Source organism: Microcoleus sp. w1-18aA5 (assembly GCF_036701705.1).
Classification (GTDB): domain Bacteria; phylum Cyanobacteriota; class Cyanobacteriia; order Cyanobacteriales; family Microcoleaceae; genus Microcoleus.
Genome location: NZ_JAUPTE010000012.1, coordinates 46,478 through 63,440, shown reverse-complemented (window position 1 = coordinate 63,440; position 16,963 = coordinate 46,478). Strand labels below are relative to the sequence as shown.

Below are 16,963 nucleotides of genomic sequence, written 5' to 3'. Positions count from 1 at the left end.
ATATTAGTTTATACAAACAAGAAGAGAAAATGTTTCTATTTGATAGCCCTGAGTCCAAACCCAACGAAAATAGCTGGAGTCGCAAGTTAGATAAATTTGTGAAAGCTAATCAAAATGAATTGGCTGCTTTGGCTTGGGGGCTATTTCTGGAAAGGGGAGAAGAAAGCGAGGAGATTTTAGCAATTGATATTGCAGAAACTGCGCGTTTTGTGTATTGTAAGAAAGAGGCGGTTGAGGAGTTGAACCGTCAAGTTAAAAGTCATATTCAGGAAGTTGTAGGTGTGTTGAACGCTCACAAACCTGAGAAAGAAGTGGCGATTTTGGCGATCGGGGAAGGTCAAATTAAGTTGATTCTTTTTGAACCTAAGCCTGAACCTCCTGTTTGTTTTGAGGAAGCTGCGACCGATGTGGATACATTGTTGGCTAAGCTGGAACAGCAGATGGTTGAATATATGAAATAGGAGTTATATCAAATCCGGTGGCATCGGAATTGATATTACCTACAGTCAGGAGACGACGCCGTGCGGTTTCCCTGCAATTAATCGGGCGATTGTTACATCTCTTATCGAGGAAGATTGATTATCTTGAGGTAGGGAAATGGCAATGCCGTGTCCTGCGTGGCCCTATTGTCGATGGTTATATCCGATCGCACTCTGAGAGCAATTTTATCCCGCAGTCTCTTTCAATCCCTGGGTGATCTCAACATTGTATCAGTAACAGGCAAGATGCCTGTTCCACAAAGAGTAAACCCGGACTTATTATAAATATCAGAATAACCAGCAATCAAAATAACCAGCGGGCGGCGAATCGTCATGAAAAATTTGAGCTTTGTCTAAATTAGGTATAGCTTCCGCCAATTCTCTACCTAATTTTACTTCCTGTGATCTGTCAGTTAATGGAAATGAAAATTGATAGCTATCTTGTAAATATTTTGCCTTAGCAACAATCTCATCTTTCTCCCAAATCTGGCTGTTGCTACCAATCAAAATGCTATTACTTTCCTGGCAAACACATAGGCATACCTGAGAAAACACACTTTGAAAAGTCGTAACTTTTTCGGCATAAAACTGATCTCTATGCAGCAGATTGGCTAGCACAACTCCCTCGGTTGACAAGTGTTTTTCGCAGATTTGATAAAACTCATTGGTGGATAGGCGGTGCGGAAAGTAGCCGTTGCCAAAAGCTACATCGATCATGATGATATCGTACTGAGTATCTGATTTTTGCTGCTCTAAATAGTCTCTGCCGTCTTGAATTGTTACAGTTAGCAGATCGTCGAATTTTACCCCAAAACACTGTGTAGCTGCTTCGATCGCGATCGGATCGACATCCGTACATTCTATAACCGTTTCCGGCAAATAGTGGTGCAAAACTAAGGGAATTCTGCCGCCGCCAAATCCCGCTATGTAGATTCTTTGAGGTTGGCTTTGCCACACTAAACCCAACATCATCGCCTGAGTATATTCAGACACTAGATGTAAAGGATTGTTGAGATCGAAAATAGATTGCAGTAAATCTGTTTGCCGATTTACTTTTTCTACTAAAGATAGCTTAATGTGCGATCGCTCTTTTGTGACTGCAACATAGTGAACACCAGACTCTTTGCAAAAAATAACTTTGTCGGGCTGTTGCTGCAGCCAAGCCAGTCGCTGTCGAATAGCGGATAAATTAATAGATTGCCAAGTTTTGTGTTCCTCAATCATCTGATTTTAAATTTTATTTAAATTCCATATTCTCTAAGAATATAGCCTCATCAACCCGGTTTCTACAAAAATGGCTGAGTCGCCAGGTATCTGCGAAGAAACCGGGTTTCTACTCAAGGCTGGGGCAAGTCAGGCGATTTTAGATTTTAGATTTTAGATTTTAGATTTACCCCACAGATAAATCTGGGAGTTTGAACTTTGGTCTAAAATTTTTATCTTTCCACGACTTAAGTCGGGGGCTTGTATCCGTTTTTGGGCTGGGTCATGTCTCATTTTCCAGCATGGCGAAGAACGAGAAGACAACAGAAATTCACCCGATTACAGCCGCTTGTACGCCACCAATTCCAAACCTGAAACCGAAAGTTCCACTTTTTCCCAATCTTGCTTGTCACCTTCCAACTTTTCAAAGGCTGCTGAGGTGAGCAAAATCTCTCCCCGTTCCGCCAAATCCTCTCCCAGCTTGGATGCCAGATTAAATTCCGATCCGTACATATCTTCTCCTTCCAGCATCAAAACATCGCCACAGCCAATACCAATGCAGAGGTAAATATCCATCTCCGGCGGCAGTGTCGTGTTGACAGCCGCCGTTTGTTTCAAAGAGTCGATCGCAGCTTCCACAGCCGATTTTACATCGGGAAAAACTGCAAAAATATTGTCGGCTTCCTCCTTAACTACAGTGCCGCTGTATTCTGAAATTATCGGTTTGACAATTCCGTGCATCCGGTGAATCATTGCCAAAAAATGAATAATTCCGTAGCGGACTGTCGTGCGCGAAAATCCCGACATATCCATTACTAAAATTGCGTAATTTTGGCGAAAAGTTTCATTAATTTTCGCATCAATTTCAGCCATTCTTTCGGGATGTTCGTTTCTTTCTTGCAGCAGCTTTTCTAAGGTAGCGCGGTTATTTGTTTTCATCTTTGTTTAATTAAATTCCCAATCGCGACACAGTTCTTGAGACCGGCCAGCAGGATGCACCGCACAATTGATGCCATCCTTACCGTAATAATAATCGCACACTTTGCAGGGTTTAGTGTGCTCTAATTTTTTCATCAAAATTGCCCGGATTGTCTGGACTCGGTTGCGATACTTGTTTGCATTGGAGTGACTCGGTTCAATTGCCAAAGCTTGCTCAAAAGCTGCTAAGCTGGAATCGTACAATTTAATAATTTGGGAACTGTATTTTGTCCAAGCATCGGCATGGCTTTGATACAGTTCGACTGTACTTAAGTTTAAAATTCCGTATTCTGTCCAAGCGTCCGCTGAAGCTCGATCGAACTTAATATTGGCATTGAGCAAAACTTTTTTGATCGTTGCCAAAAGTTCCCTCGGCTGCCAAGGTTTGCTAACATAAGCCTCGGCGCGATCGCCCTGGAACCTCGCAAATAAAGCTAACCGCTGTCCCTTGCCTGTTAAAAATACCACTGGTATGTTCCGAGTTTCGGGATTAGCTTTAATTAAACGACAAACCCCGTAGCCGTCTAGACGGGGCATTATGACATCTAATAATACTAAATCGGGGCAATTTTTCTCAATTTTATCCAGCGCTTCCACACCGTCCGATGCCTGAATTACATTCAATCCGCTGCATCTCAACTGATGTGAAATGCACTCCCGCTGGCTGCGGGAATCTTCCACCACTAAAACTGTACTCATCACTCCCCACCTGGTTTCTGAGGTAAACTTGTTCGCTGCTTCGAGTAACCCTTACTGAAATCAGTTTACCCACATTGGAAGAGTTTGTTATCACTGGCAAGCTAAACTTACTAAAATTGCAACAAATCTTAAACTGGGAAGCAAAGGTGATACTTATCAGAAAATGCTTGTTGCTAATACCCGAAAAATTATTAGATATTTGGGCGACAAATATTCGACTTTTAAGCCTTCATAACGCCAAATCTTACTGATGTCGGACGAAAACCTTGTTGAATTGCAACAGATAATCGGTTACTGTATACATTAAAGTTCTTAAAGACGACAAATGAATAGATTACTCCTCACTTTATTGGTAAGCCCCACGCTGTTTGGATCTGTGATGTCTTTGAGCGCGATCGCAAATCCCGCTCAAATTGGCGAAACACCAAGCCAATCGGCTGATTCGCCCCGCTGCGTGCGATCGCCCCACACTCAGCGTCTGACTTGCGTGCGCCTCCCCGCCAAAGCTGCTGCTAATTCTAAAGTAAAAATCAGTTGGCAGCAGCCTGATGATCAGCAGGTGGCGATGCTGGATTTTTCGGAAGAAGAAAGCGATGCGGCTGTGGCCCTGTTTGGCTGCGACTGTCAGATGTGTATCAACTCGCTGCGACAGTTGCGCGGTTTGCCACCTCTGGATTTAGCTTCTTGAGGGCGATCCGACACCATTGGGAGTCAGTCTCAAAAATCTGGTTTCCGATCGCTGCGGGCTTTGGAATGCCTTTAGCTTTCTCACTTTTAGAGAAACCAAAGCCAGCAAATTTATCGATCGCCCCAAAAAACATCCTAACAGCAAAGCAGCCAAAATAAGTACATGAACAGAAATATTTACACAGATATAATTTTGCAAGGCTCACAGGAAGAGAATTTCCGATTCTATTTTGTGTAATTAATTCTGTCCAACTACTTATAAGGTGCAGCAACCTGCAAATTCGACCAACCGCGACCGTTTAAATTGCCTATTAACCAATTCAAAGCAGCTTGCAAACGGCTGTCTTCAGCTAACAGCAGCAGTGTAGTTTGTATTGCCCCAAAAAGAGAACTCACAGCCACACCAGCTAAAACCAAACGTTCGACAGAAATTCCCGTTTTAGTTTGTCCCAAAAAGTAGACCAGCATCGAAGTTAAAATAGCACCTATCCAAGCCGCCAAAGACACCCCAGTTTGAAATATTCCCAAAGTCAGCATGGTAATCGCAACTAACCCCGCACCAGCCGAAATTCCTAATACAAAAGGAGCGGCTAAACCGTTGCTGAGCGGCTCCTGCAGCCAAGCTCCCGACAATTCCTAACGCCGCACCAAATGTCAGCGCTGCCACCACTCTGTGCAAACGCACTTCCCAGAAAATAGTTTGATTTACAGCATCACCTCGGTGCAGAAATGCTTGTCACAATTGAGCTGAACTCATCGGCACCGCACCAAAAGAAAGTGAAAGGGCGATGGTTAACACCAAACCCAATCCTAAGAATACAACTGCCTGAAAAACTCGATATTTTAGCCAGATTTTTTTCACAATATATTATACCGCTTTGCCGTTAGATAAATAACCTTTTTTCAGAGTTATTCCTGCGCGATCGCCCAAACTCCTAAGAGACAATCTGGCTAGTTACTTACCATATATTCTCCTGTTTGTGGATAGATCGCGCTCGTTAACTACAGTAACCTATTCAGATTAAAGCCCGATCGGAGATATTGCACCGATCTGTAATTGTAGAGCTTGCGCGCCAACCGCATTTGTAGGTATCATGAGAATGATTATCACATAAAGTGCGCGCGATCGGCTCGATCGCCCGTATCTTAGCAGAGGCGATCGCACCGGGCTGTCAGCGATGAGGTGCGATCGGCTTTGGAAATTAACAGCAATGCCTTTACAACTAACCAATGAATAACAATGACTAATCTCACCGTACAAACCCCAAATTTAATTGCCGATCTTCCCAAAAAAGGGATGCCAGTAACTATAATTACCGGATTTCTCGGCAGCGGCAAAACCACTTTGCTCAATCAAATACTCAAAAATCGCCAAGATTTAAAAGTAGCAGTTTTAGTTAACGAATTTGGCGATATCAATATCGATTCGCAGCTTCTTGTTTCTACAGACGATGACATGGTAGAACTTAGCAACGGTTGCATCTGTTGCACGATTAACGAAGGCTTAGTCGATGCAGTTTACCGAGTTTTAGAACGAGAAAAACGCATCGACTGTATGGTGATTGAAACCACCGGAGTGGCCGACCCGCTGCCGATTATCCTGACATTTGTCGGCACCGAGTTGCGGGATTTGACCAATCTAGATTCTGTACTTACCGTAGTCGATAGCGAAACATTTACTACCGATCACTTTGACAGCGAAGCAGCTTTTAAACAAGTGGCATTTGCAGATATTGTGCTGCTGAACAAAACCGATCTAGCTCCTCAAGAAAAAGTAGAAGAGTTAGAATCTTACATTCGCACAGTTAAGGAAGGAGCGAGAATTTTACACTCTCGATACGGTGAAGTTCCTCTACCCTTAATTTTGGGTGTAGGTTTAACGCAAGCAGATATTTTCAACAGTCTTGAAATTGAGGAAAAACACGAACACCATCACGAACACCATCACGAACACGAACACCATCACGGACATCAATCTCATCACTTAGATAACGACGGATTTATTACACTATCATTTGAGAGCAATCGACCTTTTGATGTTCACAAATTCCAAGAATTTCTCACCGAAAAAATGCCCTTTGATGTATTTCGGGCAAAAGGAATTCTCTGGTTTAACGACAGTCCGATGAGACACATTTTTCAACTCAGCGGCCCCAGATACGAATTAGATGCTTCCGAATGGTTTACCACACCTAACAATCAACTCGTAGTCATCGGCCGCAACTTAGATACCGCTCAAATTCGAGAACACCTGAACAGTTGCTTAGTTTAAGATCGTGTCTTAAAAACCCATGAGGACACGGCATTGCCGTGTCCCTACTATCTCATCCTTAAGTCCTAATCTCAAATCTCAAATCGATCGCCCTTACCTGCTACAATTGAAGGTATAATATTAACGCAGTAAACCGCTACGAGTGAATCATGTCCACAAACACCACACTACCCGCAGCCCTAGCTAAAATCGTCCAGCGCTTTCAGCGACACTCCGATCCGAAACAGCGCTACGAACAACTGCTGTGGTATGCCAAGCGACTCCCAGCATTTTCCGAAAGCGACAAACTGCCGGAAAACAAAGTTTCTGGCTGCGTGTCGCAAGTTTATATTACTGCAAATTTGGCCGACGGAAAAGTTCTGTATCAAGGCGATTCAGACGCTCAGTTAGTCAAAGGATTAGTTGGCTTGCTGGTGGAAGGTTTGAGCGGATTAACACCTGCTGAAATTGTCACCATTACTCCAGATTTTATTCAAGACACGGGATTGAATGTGAGTCTGACACCTTCCCGCGCGAACGGCTTTTACAACATTTTTCAAATGATGAAAAATAAGGCACTTGCTTGTGAATTGAGCAAGCAAGCCGAAGCAAATTAAAAGAATAAAAAGTTATGACTCAAACTACCAATTTAACAAAATCACGTTCGGGCAACTATCCCGCTGCCGTTCAAGAATATATCTGGAATTGGCAAGAAACGCAAATCAAAGTTATTTACGAAACCAGAGGACAGGGAAATCCTGTACTGCTGCTGCCTGCTTTCAGTACAGTTTCGACGCGAGAAGAAATGCGTCCTTTAGCAGAATTGTTAGCTTCTGAATTTCAAGTTGTGAGCTTAGATTGGCCGGGTTTCGGCGACTCGGATCGGCCGCGAACCGACTATCAGCCGCAATTATACCATCAATTTCTCAAGGATTTTGTTGAGTCAATTTTTAATAGTCCTGTTGCTGTAGTTGCAGCCGGTCATGCTGCGGGTTATGTGATGCAGTTAGCGCAATCAAAGCCCAATGTATGGTCAAAGATTGTGTTAGCTGCACCGACTTGGCGCGGGCCTTTGCCGACGATGAGCAAACAGCAAAGCGGATGGCATGGAATTGTGAGAGAATTAGTACGATCGCCCTTACTGGGACAATTCCTATACAAACTCAACACTGCGCCGTCATTCCTCAGCTTGATGTACCGCCGCCACGTCTATGTTGATGCAGCTAAAGTCACGCCCGATTTCATCCAAAGTAAATGGCAAGTGACGCAAAAACCCGGTGCTAGATACGGTTCCGCTGCCTTTGTGACTGGTGGTTTAGATCCGGCAAAAGTGCGATCGGAATTTACAGATAATTTTCAACAATTAGCAGTGCCGGTGATGGTTGTAATTGCTGAGGATGCGCCGCCCAAATCAAAGGCTGAAATGGAAGCATTAACGGAATTACCCGGTGTTGAATCGCGAGTTATTCCTGGTTCCTTGGGAATGCACGAAGAGAATGCAGCAGCTTTAGCAAATGCGGTTAAATCTTTTATTTGAGATAATTAAGAGGGAATGAAGCGCTCCAGCGCCAGAGAACGCAGAGGGGAGAAGGGAAGAGGGGATAAATGCAAGCTGTTTTTTTAACGTTAGTTTGGATGGTTTGCTATTGGTTTTGTCTGCCAGTTTATGCTGTCGGAGATTCGCCGATGGTCAATTTGCCAAAGAGTACGATCGAAGGTGCGATCGACTTTCACATTCATTCTTCTCCTGATGCGATTCCCCGCAGATTAGACGATTTTGAAGTAGCGAAATTAGCTGCTAGGGCGAAGATGAAAGCTGTGGTATTGAAAAATCATTATGCCAGCACAGCAGCGCGGGCAGTTCTGGTTAATAAAATAGTACCAGAAATCCAAGTTTTCGGAGGAGTTGTTCTCAATTATGCTGTCGGCGGCATTAATCCCGACGCTGTAGACGCAATGCACCGCATCGGCGGCAAATACGGTAAAGTAGTGTGGCTACCAACGGTTGATGCTGAGCATCACTTGCAGGTTTTTCAAAAATCGGGAAGGGGGATTAAAGTTGCGGAAAAGGGCAAAGTTTTACCGGAAACAGCAGCCGTGTTGAAGATGGTAGCCAAAGAAAATTTGGTATTGGAAACCGGTCATATTTCATCAGAAGAAGTGATGGCAGTTGTCGGTGCAGCCAACCTGCTCAACATTAAAAAAATCCTGATTACCCACGCAATGGCGGATGTACCCGGTTTATCCCTAGAAAATATGCAAACAGCCGCCCAGATGGGAGCTTTTCTAGAACTGGCATTTGTCAACGATTTGATGGGAGAAAATGCCGTTGATGACGGACACAAAAACTGGCATCAAGTTCCTATTAGTAAGATGGCAGCAGCGATTAAACTAATAGGAGCCGAGCATTTTGTTATGAGTACAGATTTGGGAAGAAAACCCGATCCTTTACCTGCGGAAGGTTACAAATTATTTGTGAAAAAATTGATAAATCAAGGAATTTCCCCGCACGAAATTGATTTAATGATGAAACACAATCCAGCTCGATTGTTAGGCATTTAGAACTGATAATTGGTAATTGGCAATCGGGGATTGGGAACCGCTAATTGGGAATTCTATTCCCTCTTTTCTCTTCCTTCTTCCCTCTGCCTTCTGCCTTCTGCCTTCTGCCTTCTGCCTTCTTCCTGACATCCGTTACATCCGTTACATCCGTTACATCCGTTACATAATCCGTTGCCGAACTTCCTTCTTCTATTCTTGATTGCCTTTACCGCGCAGGTATCCGTTATCTGCAACGCGCCAAGCACCCCCAGCATTGCCCGTTAAATCGCTATCTTCCACGGTAGCAATGCCATCTCTGTAAACGGCGATCGCCTCACCTTCATTACCATTAATCCGACACCGGCGCACGATCAATTTTCCTCCCAATCCGACACCTATTCCCAAACTGCCGTTGTCAAAAATACTGCAATCTTCCACCGTTGCTTTCCCATTATCCGATATAAAAATTCCGTTCCATACCCCATCATGAATTTGACTGCGGCGGAGGATAGAATTTGCATCGGGGCCGCAAATTCCCACCACAGAATAGTCCGCAGAAGTGATATCGCTGTCTTCTATGATTAACTCGCCTTTGCGAATATCTATAGTGTAATATTTCCCAGTTGCGTTCAGCGTTAAACCGCGCACTAAAGCACTGTCAGTTGCCATTTTAATGCAGTTTGAGTTGATACTTTCAACCACAATGCGATCGACATCTCCGCTGCCGATAATTTCTACCGATTTGTCGATAATTAGACTTTCGCGGTAAACGCCTGGATGCACGTCAATGCGCGTGCCCGGTGCTGCATTTTTCAGCGCTTCGCTAATAGTAGTATAATCGCCTTCACTCTGCTGAGAAACAACAAATCCTTGACTCTTCCCAACTTTGGTATCTGAAGTAGATACTTTAATTTGCCCTGACTTCGACTCAAAATGCTCAGATTGTCGATCGCCCACTTCGGAAAGTTGCGATGTTAGCTGTAAGCGTTCTTGATAAACTGTCTCTAGCTGATGTTCTAACTCCCATACTTGAGATTGAAGTTGAGCTTGATTCTGGTTTGCTGTCTCGATTTGACTTTGAGTTTCCGAGAGTTGAGAATAAAGGTGCGATCGTTCTCTGTTAGCAGTTTCTAGCCCAGATTCCACTTCAGAGCGAGTTTGGCGAACACTTTCTAACTGGTGTTCTAACTCGGATACTTGAGATTGAAGTTGAGCTTGATTTTGATTAGCTGTTTCGATTTGACTTTGAGTTTCCGAGAGTTGAGAAGTGAGCTGAGATTCCAATTCAGAGCGACTTTGACGCACACTCTCTAGCTGAGCTTCTAAGTCAGATACTTGAGATTGAAGTTGAGCTTGATTTTGATTAGCTGTTTCGATTTGACTTTGAGTTTCCGAGAGTTGAGAAGTGAGCTGAGATTCCAATTCAGAGCGACTTTGACGCACACTTTCTAACTGATTTTCTAAGTCCGATACTTGAGATTGAAGTTGATTTTGATTCTGGTTCGCTGTCTCGGTTTGACTTTGAATTTCCGAGAGTTGAGAATAAAGTTGCGATCGTTCGGTGTTAGCTGTTTCTAGCTGAACTTCTAATTCAGAGCGACTTTGACGCACACTTTCTAGCTGATTTTCTAAGTCCGATACTTGAGATTGAAGTTGAGTTTGATTCTGATTGACCGTCTCGATTTGACTTTGGGATTCCGAGAGTTGAGAAGTGAGCTGAGATTCCAATTCAGAGCGACTTTGACGCACACTTTCTAACTGGTGCTCTAACTCGGAGATTTGAGATTTAAGTTGATTTTGATTCTGGTTGGCTGTCTCGGCTTGACTTTGAATTTCCGAGAGTTGAGAATAAAGTTGCGATCGTTCTGTTTTAGCAATTTCTAGCTGAGATTCTAATTCAGAGCGAGTTTGACGCACACTTTCTAACTGGCGTTCTAACTGGGAGATTTGAGATTGAAGTTTAGTTTGATTCTGATGGGCTGTCTCGATTTGACTTTGGGATTCCGAGAGTTGAGAATAAAGGTGCGATCTTTCTGTGTTAGCTGTTTCTAATTGAGCTTGCAGTTCTGATAACTGAGACTGGAGTTGCGAGCTATCTTCCTCCTTGCGATGTATCTTAGACTCCAATTCTGACAACTCAGACAGGAGTCTTTCTCGCTCTAAAACCACCATTTCGGATTGAAGTTGTAGTTCATGAACTTGAGAGTTTAACTGCATTTTCTCCAGATTAGCAGCTTCTAACTGTCTTTGCAGTTCTAATAATTCAAATGGAGGTTGCTGTGCTTGTTCGCGAGCTGTTTGCAATTGAGAGTTGAGTATTTCGCGCTCTTGCTCTGCACTCTCCAATTGAGCTTGTAACTCTGACAATTCCGAAGTAAATTGCGATCGCTCTGCTTCGACTAATTGCAGTTGAGTTTGCAAACCCAACAGTTGAGACTGAAGTTGGTGCCGCTCTTCAATCGAGCGATCGAACTTAATTTGAATTTCCGACAACTGGTACTGTACCTGCAATCGGCTTTGGCTAGCCGTTTCCAACTGACTCTCAAATTCCGACAGCAGAGCGTGAAATTGAGAACGTTCTGCATCAACCGCTTCTAACTCTGCTTGCATTTCCAGCAATTGAGCGTTAAGTTGCGATCGCTCCTGATCCGCAACTTCTAACAGCTCTTTAAGTTCTGCCACTTCTGCTAACTGCGACTCAGCTTGGTGAGCATTTTCTAACTGAAACTGCAAATCAGCAATCAGAGCATCAATTTGCGATCGATCCTGGGCAATTCCTGTCAAAAATTCTTCCATTTCTGACACTTGATTTTTTAAGAAATCTTGCTCGCGAGTCACAGTTTCCAACCGACTTTGCAACTGGGACAATTCAGAATTTAGCTGATTTTCATTCTGTACCTTTTGTCGCAATTCCGAAGTTCGGGCATCCAACTGAGCAGCCAAATTTGATATAGCCTCCTGCGAACCCTGCATCCGCACCAAATTGCGTGAATTTCGCTTATTCAAAATTAGCCAGCAGACTAATGCCCCGCCTCCAAATCCTATTAATAAAAGTAATGCTTCCATTTGTTTTATCTAATTAATATAAATTGAGTGATTTTGATGCTGACCAAAAAAATGGACATCCACAACTCGCTATCTTATATCGTTTCCGGTTGCATCGGAATAAGAAAATCGAGCCTACAGTTAACAATCAACCATTCAGTTTTGCGACCCGCCAGTCAACAGTCAACAGTCAACAGTTAACAGTCAACAGTCATGAGGAGTGCAACCGAAATTGATATTACTCAAAGCTATCACAACTTGCCAGCTTGTGTTCACTTGGCTCAACAATTTATATTTCTTTACAAATCCGTTTTGTTTACAGGTAAGGTGCAGCGCACCCTGCAAGTCCGATTAATGAAGCAAATCCACAATATGAGGAATAATTTCGATATGCTGAGTCAACAAATAATCCAACCTATCCGCCAGTAAACTAAAAATTAAATCGTTGTAACTCATTCCGTATTCCGCCAAACCTAAAGCTACCAAACTCGTCACATTTTCCCCTGGATGTTTCAGATCCGGTTTGGGATTTGCTTCCAAAACATAAAGTGAGCCATCAGCATCACTTCGGACATCAATCCTCACCAAACTGTTCAAACTAAACTCCCAATAAATTTTTCGAGCTAACTCAATTAACTCTTGTTTTATTTCCGGTTCCTCACCGCCCATCAACCGTCCTCGGTCGGCCGTAATCGCCTTTTTATCCATAGAAGTAAAGATGCGTTCTTCCGGCTCCAGCACCCGCTCAACAGTCGAAAAAGCAAAGGGTTTGGTATTTTTATCAAATATGCCTTTAGCATAAGTAACATAGCCACAAACCGCTACACAAAATTCTCTTCCCGGCAAATATTTTTCAATTAAAGCAGTATTGTGAGTGTCTCGGTGAACGTCCGAAACCGCCTGAGACAAACCCTCAATATTGTCTACAAAATGAACGTGTAATGAAGCGCGGCCGGATACTGGTTTAACAACAAACGGCCCTTGATAGTCACCAAAAGCAATGGCAAAACGCTGATGCAAATTAGGCTGCAAAATCCCTTGAGAAGGATGCCAAGTCATAAACGGAGCGGTTTTAATTCCGACTGATTGCAGTTCCCGTTTAAAAGCGTGTTTGTTATCTAAAGTTGAACTGTTTAAAGGATTGTGACCCACATAAGGCATTCCCAACATTTCCAACAATGCGGGAGTGTGACAAACAGGATTGTAGCCTTGGACTCCGCCAGTATTCAGCCACACTAAATGGATATTATTTTGTTTGAGTTGTTCCGGCAAATTCATGTCATCAGGTAGGACAAAAACGTGCTTAAAGCCAATTTCTGCTAATGCTGTAGCAATCTCGCGGGCGACGATTTCGTAACTCTTCCAAGCGCGGGGATTGTGAGTTTTGTAAATCACTGAGCCGGGGCGATCGCAGTCGCCGCCGAACACCACAGCAATCCGCAATTTAGCAAACAGCACCTCCAAATATTGAGGCAGCAAACTAAAGTCATAATGCCAGCTATTCAGGCTGATTGATGTTGGAGTCATTTAAGTATTTTTTTCCTTTTTGTTTCATTTTTTAGCCACCGAACTGCTAGATTTTCCCAAGTAGATTCCCGCCAAAACCACAGAAAAAGCAAACCAATTAAACAAGCTTAAACTTTCCGAAAACAGCACCCAAGCCATAATAGCCGTAATTACCGGTTCTAGGAGCAGGAAAAAAGCTACAAATTCCGACGAAAAACGACCGAGACTGTGGATAAGCAGTCCCTGACCAAAAGCTTGGCAAACCACGGCCAAAGCAATTACAGTCAGCCATCCCTCCCAAGAATAAGGGAAAACTCGATCGCCCGCAAGGAGAACCAGTGGCAAAACCAAGATACTGCCCATAAAACAGCGCCACATCAATATAGTTGTCGCCGGAAACTTGGTTCGCAAATGTTCGGAAATTAGCAGATTTCCTGCATAAAACATCGCCGATAAAAGAGCAGCAACGTCGCCGACAAGATTGTCTCCCGCAGTTTGCAAATCGTCGATTCCGATCGCAATTGCGCCAGACAAAGCCACCGCCAGTCCCACCAAAAACCTGTTGTCAAAGCGTCGCCCCAACAGCAGCCATCCCCCCAAAGTAGTAAATAAAGGAGTTAAGTTTCGCAGTACAGTAGAATTAGCGACATTAGTCTGACTCAGTGACCAGGCCCAGAAACCCACAGAAGCAGAAGAAACCACGCCTACGGCTATTAACAGCATCACATCCTGCAGAGTGTAGTTCGATCGCTCTTCAACTTGGGCCCCAGACATTCGGCGACGCGCAGCATCAGCACCATTCCATAGTCCAAATACTACAGTTGCTATCCACAAACGGTTAAAAACAGTAGCATTCGGGCTGATTTCCCGTTCGCTCAACCTAATAAAAATCGCTGCCAGCGACACCGCTAGCAGCGCCGCCGACAGCGAAACGATCGCCCAAATTTTGCCTTGACTGTCAGCTAAGTCACCGTTTTTTAAACTGTCTGGCTTTCCCGAAACAAGAGTTTTGTTTTCAGGTGTTAAGGCAGAGTGTAACTCGGTTTTTTCCAAAATATTGCGCTGAAGTTCAATATTTGGCTCTGGCAATCCCAGTTTTTTTGACATTATTAAAAGTTCCAATGAAGGCAGAATGCAGTTGTGTAGGGTGCGTGACAAAAGAAAATTTGGGCGACGAATGGAGTGACTCAAAAGTCACGCACTCTACTTACTAGGGCTGCAAAAACTATTTTTTAGAGTTAACAGCAGCTTAGGCTGAAGGTTTAACAGAAAGCTTTGTCAAAGCCTCCTTTATCGCCGGTGGCAATTGCCGGATAATCTTGTTCTTGTCACGATCGACACCAACCAAAGTTACCTGTGCTGTCACATATAACTCCTGAGTATCAGCCGATCGAATTTCGTAATCCCAAAGCAGCCGCACACCCTCGGTAGCAGCGATCCGCGTTCTGACTGCCACAGATTGACCCATTTGTACAGCCCGGTGGTAGCGCAGCGAAAGTTCCACCACGGGCAATTCCAAACCCTGCGCCACCCAGTCTGCATACTCGATGCCGAGAGAGCGCAAACTTTCCACCCTAGCTTCCTCCATCCAAGCAATATAAGTCCCGTGCCAAACCACACCGCTGTAGTCAGTATGGTGAGGGTACACTCGCACCAAATATTCAAACCAGCCCTCAGAGTCCATCCCCCGCCGATTTTGAATAGCACCAGCCGGTGCGAGTTCTGGTTGAGTTCGATCGTTCTCTAACACTTTACAAATCGTTCCAAAACGCTACATTTCTACAAATCATAAGACAAACTTCAGGTCTATGCTTAACATTAACGAACTAGAGTACCAACGGCCTAGTTTAACGTCGCACAAGAAAACTCAACTGTTTTTACCGCCAAAACCATGATAGAAAAAATTTTAGTAGCCGTCGCCGGTCGCGGCTTGTGCGAAGAGATGTTTAATATGTTGATGGACATCCCTTCCTTGCAACAAACCTCTGTCACCGTCTTGCACGTCGTGCCGCCCCAAGTAACCTCCGATGGCATGGCCGAGAAACTGGAAGAAGGAGGCAAGATTTTAGCACAAGCAGTCCAGTCTTTGAAAATAGATCCCAGCAAAGTCAACCCTCGGCTCAAACAGGGAGACCCGAAAACCACGGTTTGCCAAGTCGCAGAAGAAGAACAATCCGACTTAGTAATTATGGGTTCCCGGGGACTCGGACGGCTGCAATCGATTTTGGAAAACTCAGTCAGCCAGTACGTTTTCCAGCTAACATCCCGACCGATGTTGTTAGTAAAAGACGACATCTACGTCAAAAAAATCAAGCGCGTCATGGTGGCGGTAGACAAATCAGAAGCTGCCAAACAGTCATTAGAGCTTGCGCTATCTTTGGTTAAAGAAGTCAGCGGCGGAGAGATAATTTTAGTACACGTCACCAAAGATTTGACGGGAAAAGCCAGCGAAGATTTAACAGGAAGTGCTGAAAAAGACCCCGTATTAGCTCCGGCAGTAGCACTAGCGAAACAAATGGGAGTTAGCTACCGCTGCGTGAGTGCTACAGGCAAGCCAGGGGAAGAAATTTGTCGGATTGCAGACGACTTGAATGCCGACTTGTTGGTAATCGGTTCCCCGGATCGGAGACCCAGCGTTGCCAAAAACTTTGTGGATATCGATCGACTCCTGGGAAATTCGCTATCAGACTATGTGCGAGTTTATGCCAACTGTCCCGTCTTGCTAGCCCGCACAGTCGGCTAGGATCTTATTGTTAAGAGTTAGCAGCTAACACTCAACAGTTAATCAAAAAAGCGCCTCAGCAAAAAGCTGTTGGCGCTTTTTTTTGCAAGCAGCAAAGCCAGATAAAAATAGCAGCAGTTGCTAATCTTTTCTACCTTGACGGCTAGCAGTTTGAATGTACAGAATGATTAGAAAAACACTGGGAACCAATACAAACAGAATGGTTGCCACAAACCCTAAATCGTTAACTTCCATGAAGACGCTCGCCTCTATCGGAAAATAGAAAAACACACACAACTAGGATATCACTCAAAGGCAAAAGGCAAACTCGAAGACAGAAGAAGAGCTTACCGACAAGCGTCGAAACCCTCTTTCTGCTTGGATGCCTCGCTGCCCCATCTCTTATTTGTCCTAGAAACCAAGTTTCTTTTCCTAGGCGAGCAAAAAGCGTGATTATACAGTGAAATAGGAAAAAAAACACAATTTTTGCATTCTGCATTTTCTTTCTGTTAATCAACCTTCTGCCTTCTGAGAGTCACGGTTTAGTCTTCACGCTCACCTGGCCATTGACCATAGCTTGACAAGCCAACCGATAGTTTTCGGGCTTCTTCTTGAGCTTGCGATTCTCAAAGTCAGTGCGGGGCGACAGATTTTCACTACCCTCGACAATTTCCACAATGCAGGTGCCGCATTGACCGATGCCCCCGCAATTCATCATCTTTCCCGAAAATGTGTACAAATCGATGCGGTTTTCTAGAGCTTTGAGCCTCAAATTGGCTCCGTCTGCTGCGATGACTTCCTGATTTTCCTTCACAAACTTGATATTGGCCATTGCCGATCCCTTAACGCAGT

The 16,963-nt window shown here is 44.1% G+C and carries 18 protein-coding genes; 7 read left to right on the top strand and 11 right to left on the bottom strand.

Annotated elements, in window-relative coordinates; all coding sequences use genetic code 11:
- Positions 1 to 29: 29 nt before the first annotated feature.
- On the top strand, positions 30 to 461 hold the full coding sequence (ccmS, locus tag Q5691_RS06570; RefSeq protein WP_333344223.1) for a beta-carboxysome assembly chaperone CcmS: 432 nt from the start codon (positions 30 to 32) through the stop codon (positions 459 to 461).
- Positions 462 to 767: 306 nt separating this feature from the next.
- On the opposite strand, the gene Q5691_RS06565 is transcribed toward ccmS, so the two are convergent.
- The 3 genes from Q5691_RS06565 to Q5691_RS06555 form a co-directional block, all read right to left on the bottom strand.
- Positions 768 to 1,703 carry a fused MFS/spermidine synthase gene (locus Q5691_RS06565; RefSeq protein WP_333210407.1) on the bottom strand — a complete coding sequence of 312 codons (936 nt, stop codon included), beginning with the start codon at positions 1,701 to 1,703 and terminating at the stop codon, positions 768 to 770.
- A 318-nt stretch (positions 1,704 to 2,021) separates the two neighbouring features.
- Positions 2,022 to 2,621, bottom strand: a complete 600-nt coding sequence (locus Q5691_RS06560) for an adenylate/guanylate cyclase domain-containing protein (protein ID WP_333210406.1) — start codon at positions 2,619 to 2,621, stop codon at positions 2,022 to 2,024.
- 6 nt (positions 2,622 to 2,627) lie between these two features.
- Positions 2,628 to 3,359, bottom strand: coding sequence for a response regulator (locus Q5691_RS06555; RefSeq protein ID WP_333344221.1), 732 nt, complete (start codon positions 3,357 to 3,359; stop codon positions 2,628 to 2,630).
- 325 nt (positions 3,360 to 3,684) lie between these two features.
- Between Q5691_RS06555 and Q5691_RS06550 the strand changes: the two genes are divergently transcribed.
- Positions 3,685 to 4,047: a hypothetical protein gene (locus Q5691_RS06550; RefSeq protein ID WP_333210404.1), complete on the top strand. Its 363-nt coding sequence runs from the start codon at positions 3,685 to 3,687 to the stop codon at positions 4,045 to 4,047.
- A 251-nt stretch (positions 4,048 to 4,298) separates the two neighbouring features.
- On the opposite strand, the gene Q5691_RS06545 is transcribed toward Q5691_RS06550, so the two are convergent.
- Positions 4,299 to 4,679: an iron chelate uptake ABC transporter family permease subunit gene (locus Q5691_RS06545; protein ID WP_333344220.1), complete on the bottom strand. Its 381-nt coding sequence runs from the start codon at positions 4,677 to 4,679 to the stop codon at positions 4,299 to 4,301.
- 388 nt (positions 4,680 to 5,067) lie between these two features.
- Entirely contained in the window at positions 5,068 to 5,277 is a 210-nt protein-coding gene (locus Q5691_RS06540; RefSeq protein WP_333344219.1) for a hypothetical protein, read from the bottom strand.
- A 9-nt stretch (positions 5,278 to 5,286) separates the two neighbouring features.
- On the opposite strand from Q5691_RS06540, the gene Q5691_RS06535 reads away from it, so the two are divergent.
- The 4 genes from Q5691_RS06535 to Q5691_RS06520 all read left to right on the top strand — a co-directional run bounded on the left by Q5691_RS06535 (position 5,287) and on the right by Q5691_RS06520 (position 8,859).
- Complete coding sequence (locus Q5691_RS06535; protein WP_333344217.1) at positions 5,287 to 6,318, top strand: GTP-binding protein; 1,032 nt, start codon at positions 5,287 to 5,289, stop codon at positions 6,316 to 6,318.
- Positions 6,319 to 6,467: 149 nt separating this feature from the next.
- Complete coding sequence (locus Q5691_RS06530) at positions 6,468 to 6,914, top strand: SufE family protein (RefSeq protein WP_333344215.1); 447 nt, start codon at positions 6,468 to 6,470, stop codon at positions 6,912 to 6,914.
- 14 nt (positions 6,915 to 6,928) lie between these two features.
- Positions 6,929 to 7,834 (top strand): alpha/beta fold hydrolase, encoded by a 906-nt coding sequence (locus Q5691_RS06525; protein WP_333344214.1) that lies wholly within the window; start codon positions 6,929 to 6,931, stop codon positions 7,832 to 7,834.
- A gap of 68 nt (positions 7,835 to 7,902) precedes the next feature.
- Positions 7,903 to 8,859 carry a DUF6282 family protein gene (locus Q5691_RS06520; protein ID WP_333210396.1) on the top strand — a complete coding sequence of 319 codons (957 nt, stop codon included), beginning with the start codon at positions 7,903 to 7,905 and terminating at the stop codon, positions 8,857 to 8,859.
- Between the two features lie 189 nt (positions 8,860 to 9,048).
- Here Q5691_RS06520 and Q5691_RS06515 read toward each other — a convergent pair whose 3' ends face one another.
- The 4 genes from Q5691_RS06515 to Q5691_RS06500 all read right to left on the bottom strand — a co-directional run bounded on the left by Q5691_RS06515 (position 9,049) and on the right by Q5691_RS06500 (position 15,139).
- Positions 9,049 to 11,904, bottom strand: a complete 2,856-nt coding sequence (locus tag Q5691_RS06515) for a right-handed parallel beta-helix repeat-containing protein (protein ID WP_333344212.1) — start codon at positions 11,902 to 11,904, stop codon at positions 9,049 to 9,051.
- 330 nt (positions 11,905 to 12,234) lie between these two features.
- Positions 12,235 to 13,410 (bottom strand): ATP-grasp domain-containing protein, encoded by a 1,176-nt coding sequence (locus Q5691_RS06510; protein WP_333344211.1) that lies wholly within the window; start codon positions 13,408 to 13,410, stop codon positions 12,235 to 12,237.
- Positions 13,411 to 13,434: 24 nt separating this feature from the next.
- Positions 13,435 to 14,496, bottom strand: a complete 1,062-nt coding sequence (locus tag Q5691_RS06505) for a DMT family transporter (protein WP_333307623.1) — start codon at positions 14,494 to 14,496, stop codon at positions 13,435 to 13,437.
- A gap of 142 nt (positions 14,497 to 14,638) precedes the next feature.
- Positions 14,639 to 15,139: a thioesterase family protein gene (locus Q5691_RS06500; protein ID WP_333210390.1), complete on the bottom strand. Its 501-nt coding sequence runs from the start codon at positions 15,137 to 15,139 to the stop codon at positions 14,639 to 14,641.
- Positions 15,140 to 15,280: 141 nt separating this feature from the next.
- Between Q5691_RS06500 and Q5691_RS06495 the strand changes: the two genes are divergently transcribed.
- Complete coding sequence (locus tag Q5691_RS06495) at positions 15,281 to 16,132, top strand: universal stress protein (RefSeq protein WP_333210388.1); 852 nt, start codon at positions 15,281 to 15,283, stop codon at positions 16,130 to 16,132.
- A 120-nt stretch (positions 16,133 to 16,252) separates the two neighbouring features.
- On the opposite strand, the gene psbM is transcribed toward Q5691_RS06495, so the two are convergent.
- Positions 16,253 to 16,366, bottom strand: coding sequence for a photosystem II reaction center protein PsbM (gene psbM / locus Q5691_RS06490; protein ID WP_015177760.1), 114 nt, complete (start codon positions 16,364 to 16,366; stop codon positions 16,253 to 16,255).
- A gap of 280 nt (positions 16,367 to 16,646) precedes the next feature.
- On the bottom strand, positions 16,647 to 16,943 hold the full coding sequence (locus tag Q5691_RS06485; protein ID WP_333083505.1) for a 2Fe-2S iron-sulfur cluster-binding protein: 297 nt from the start codon (positions 16,941 to 16,943) through the stop codon (positions 16,647 to 16,649).
- Between the last annotated feature and the right edge of the window lie 20 nt (positions 16,944 to 16,963).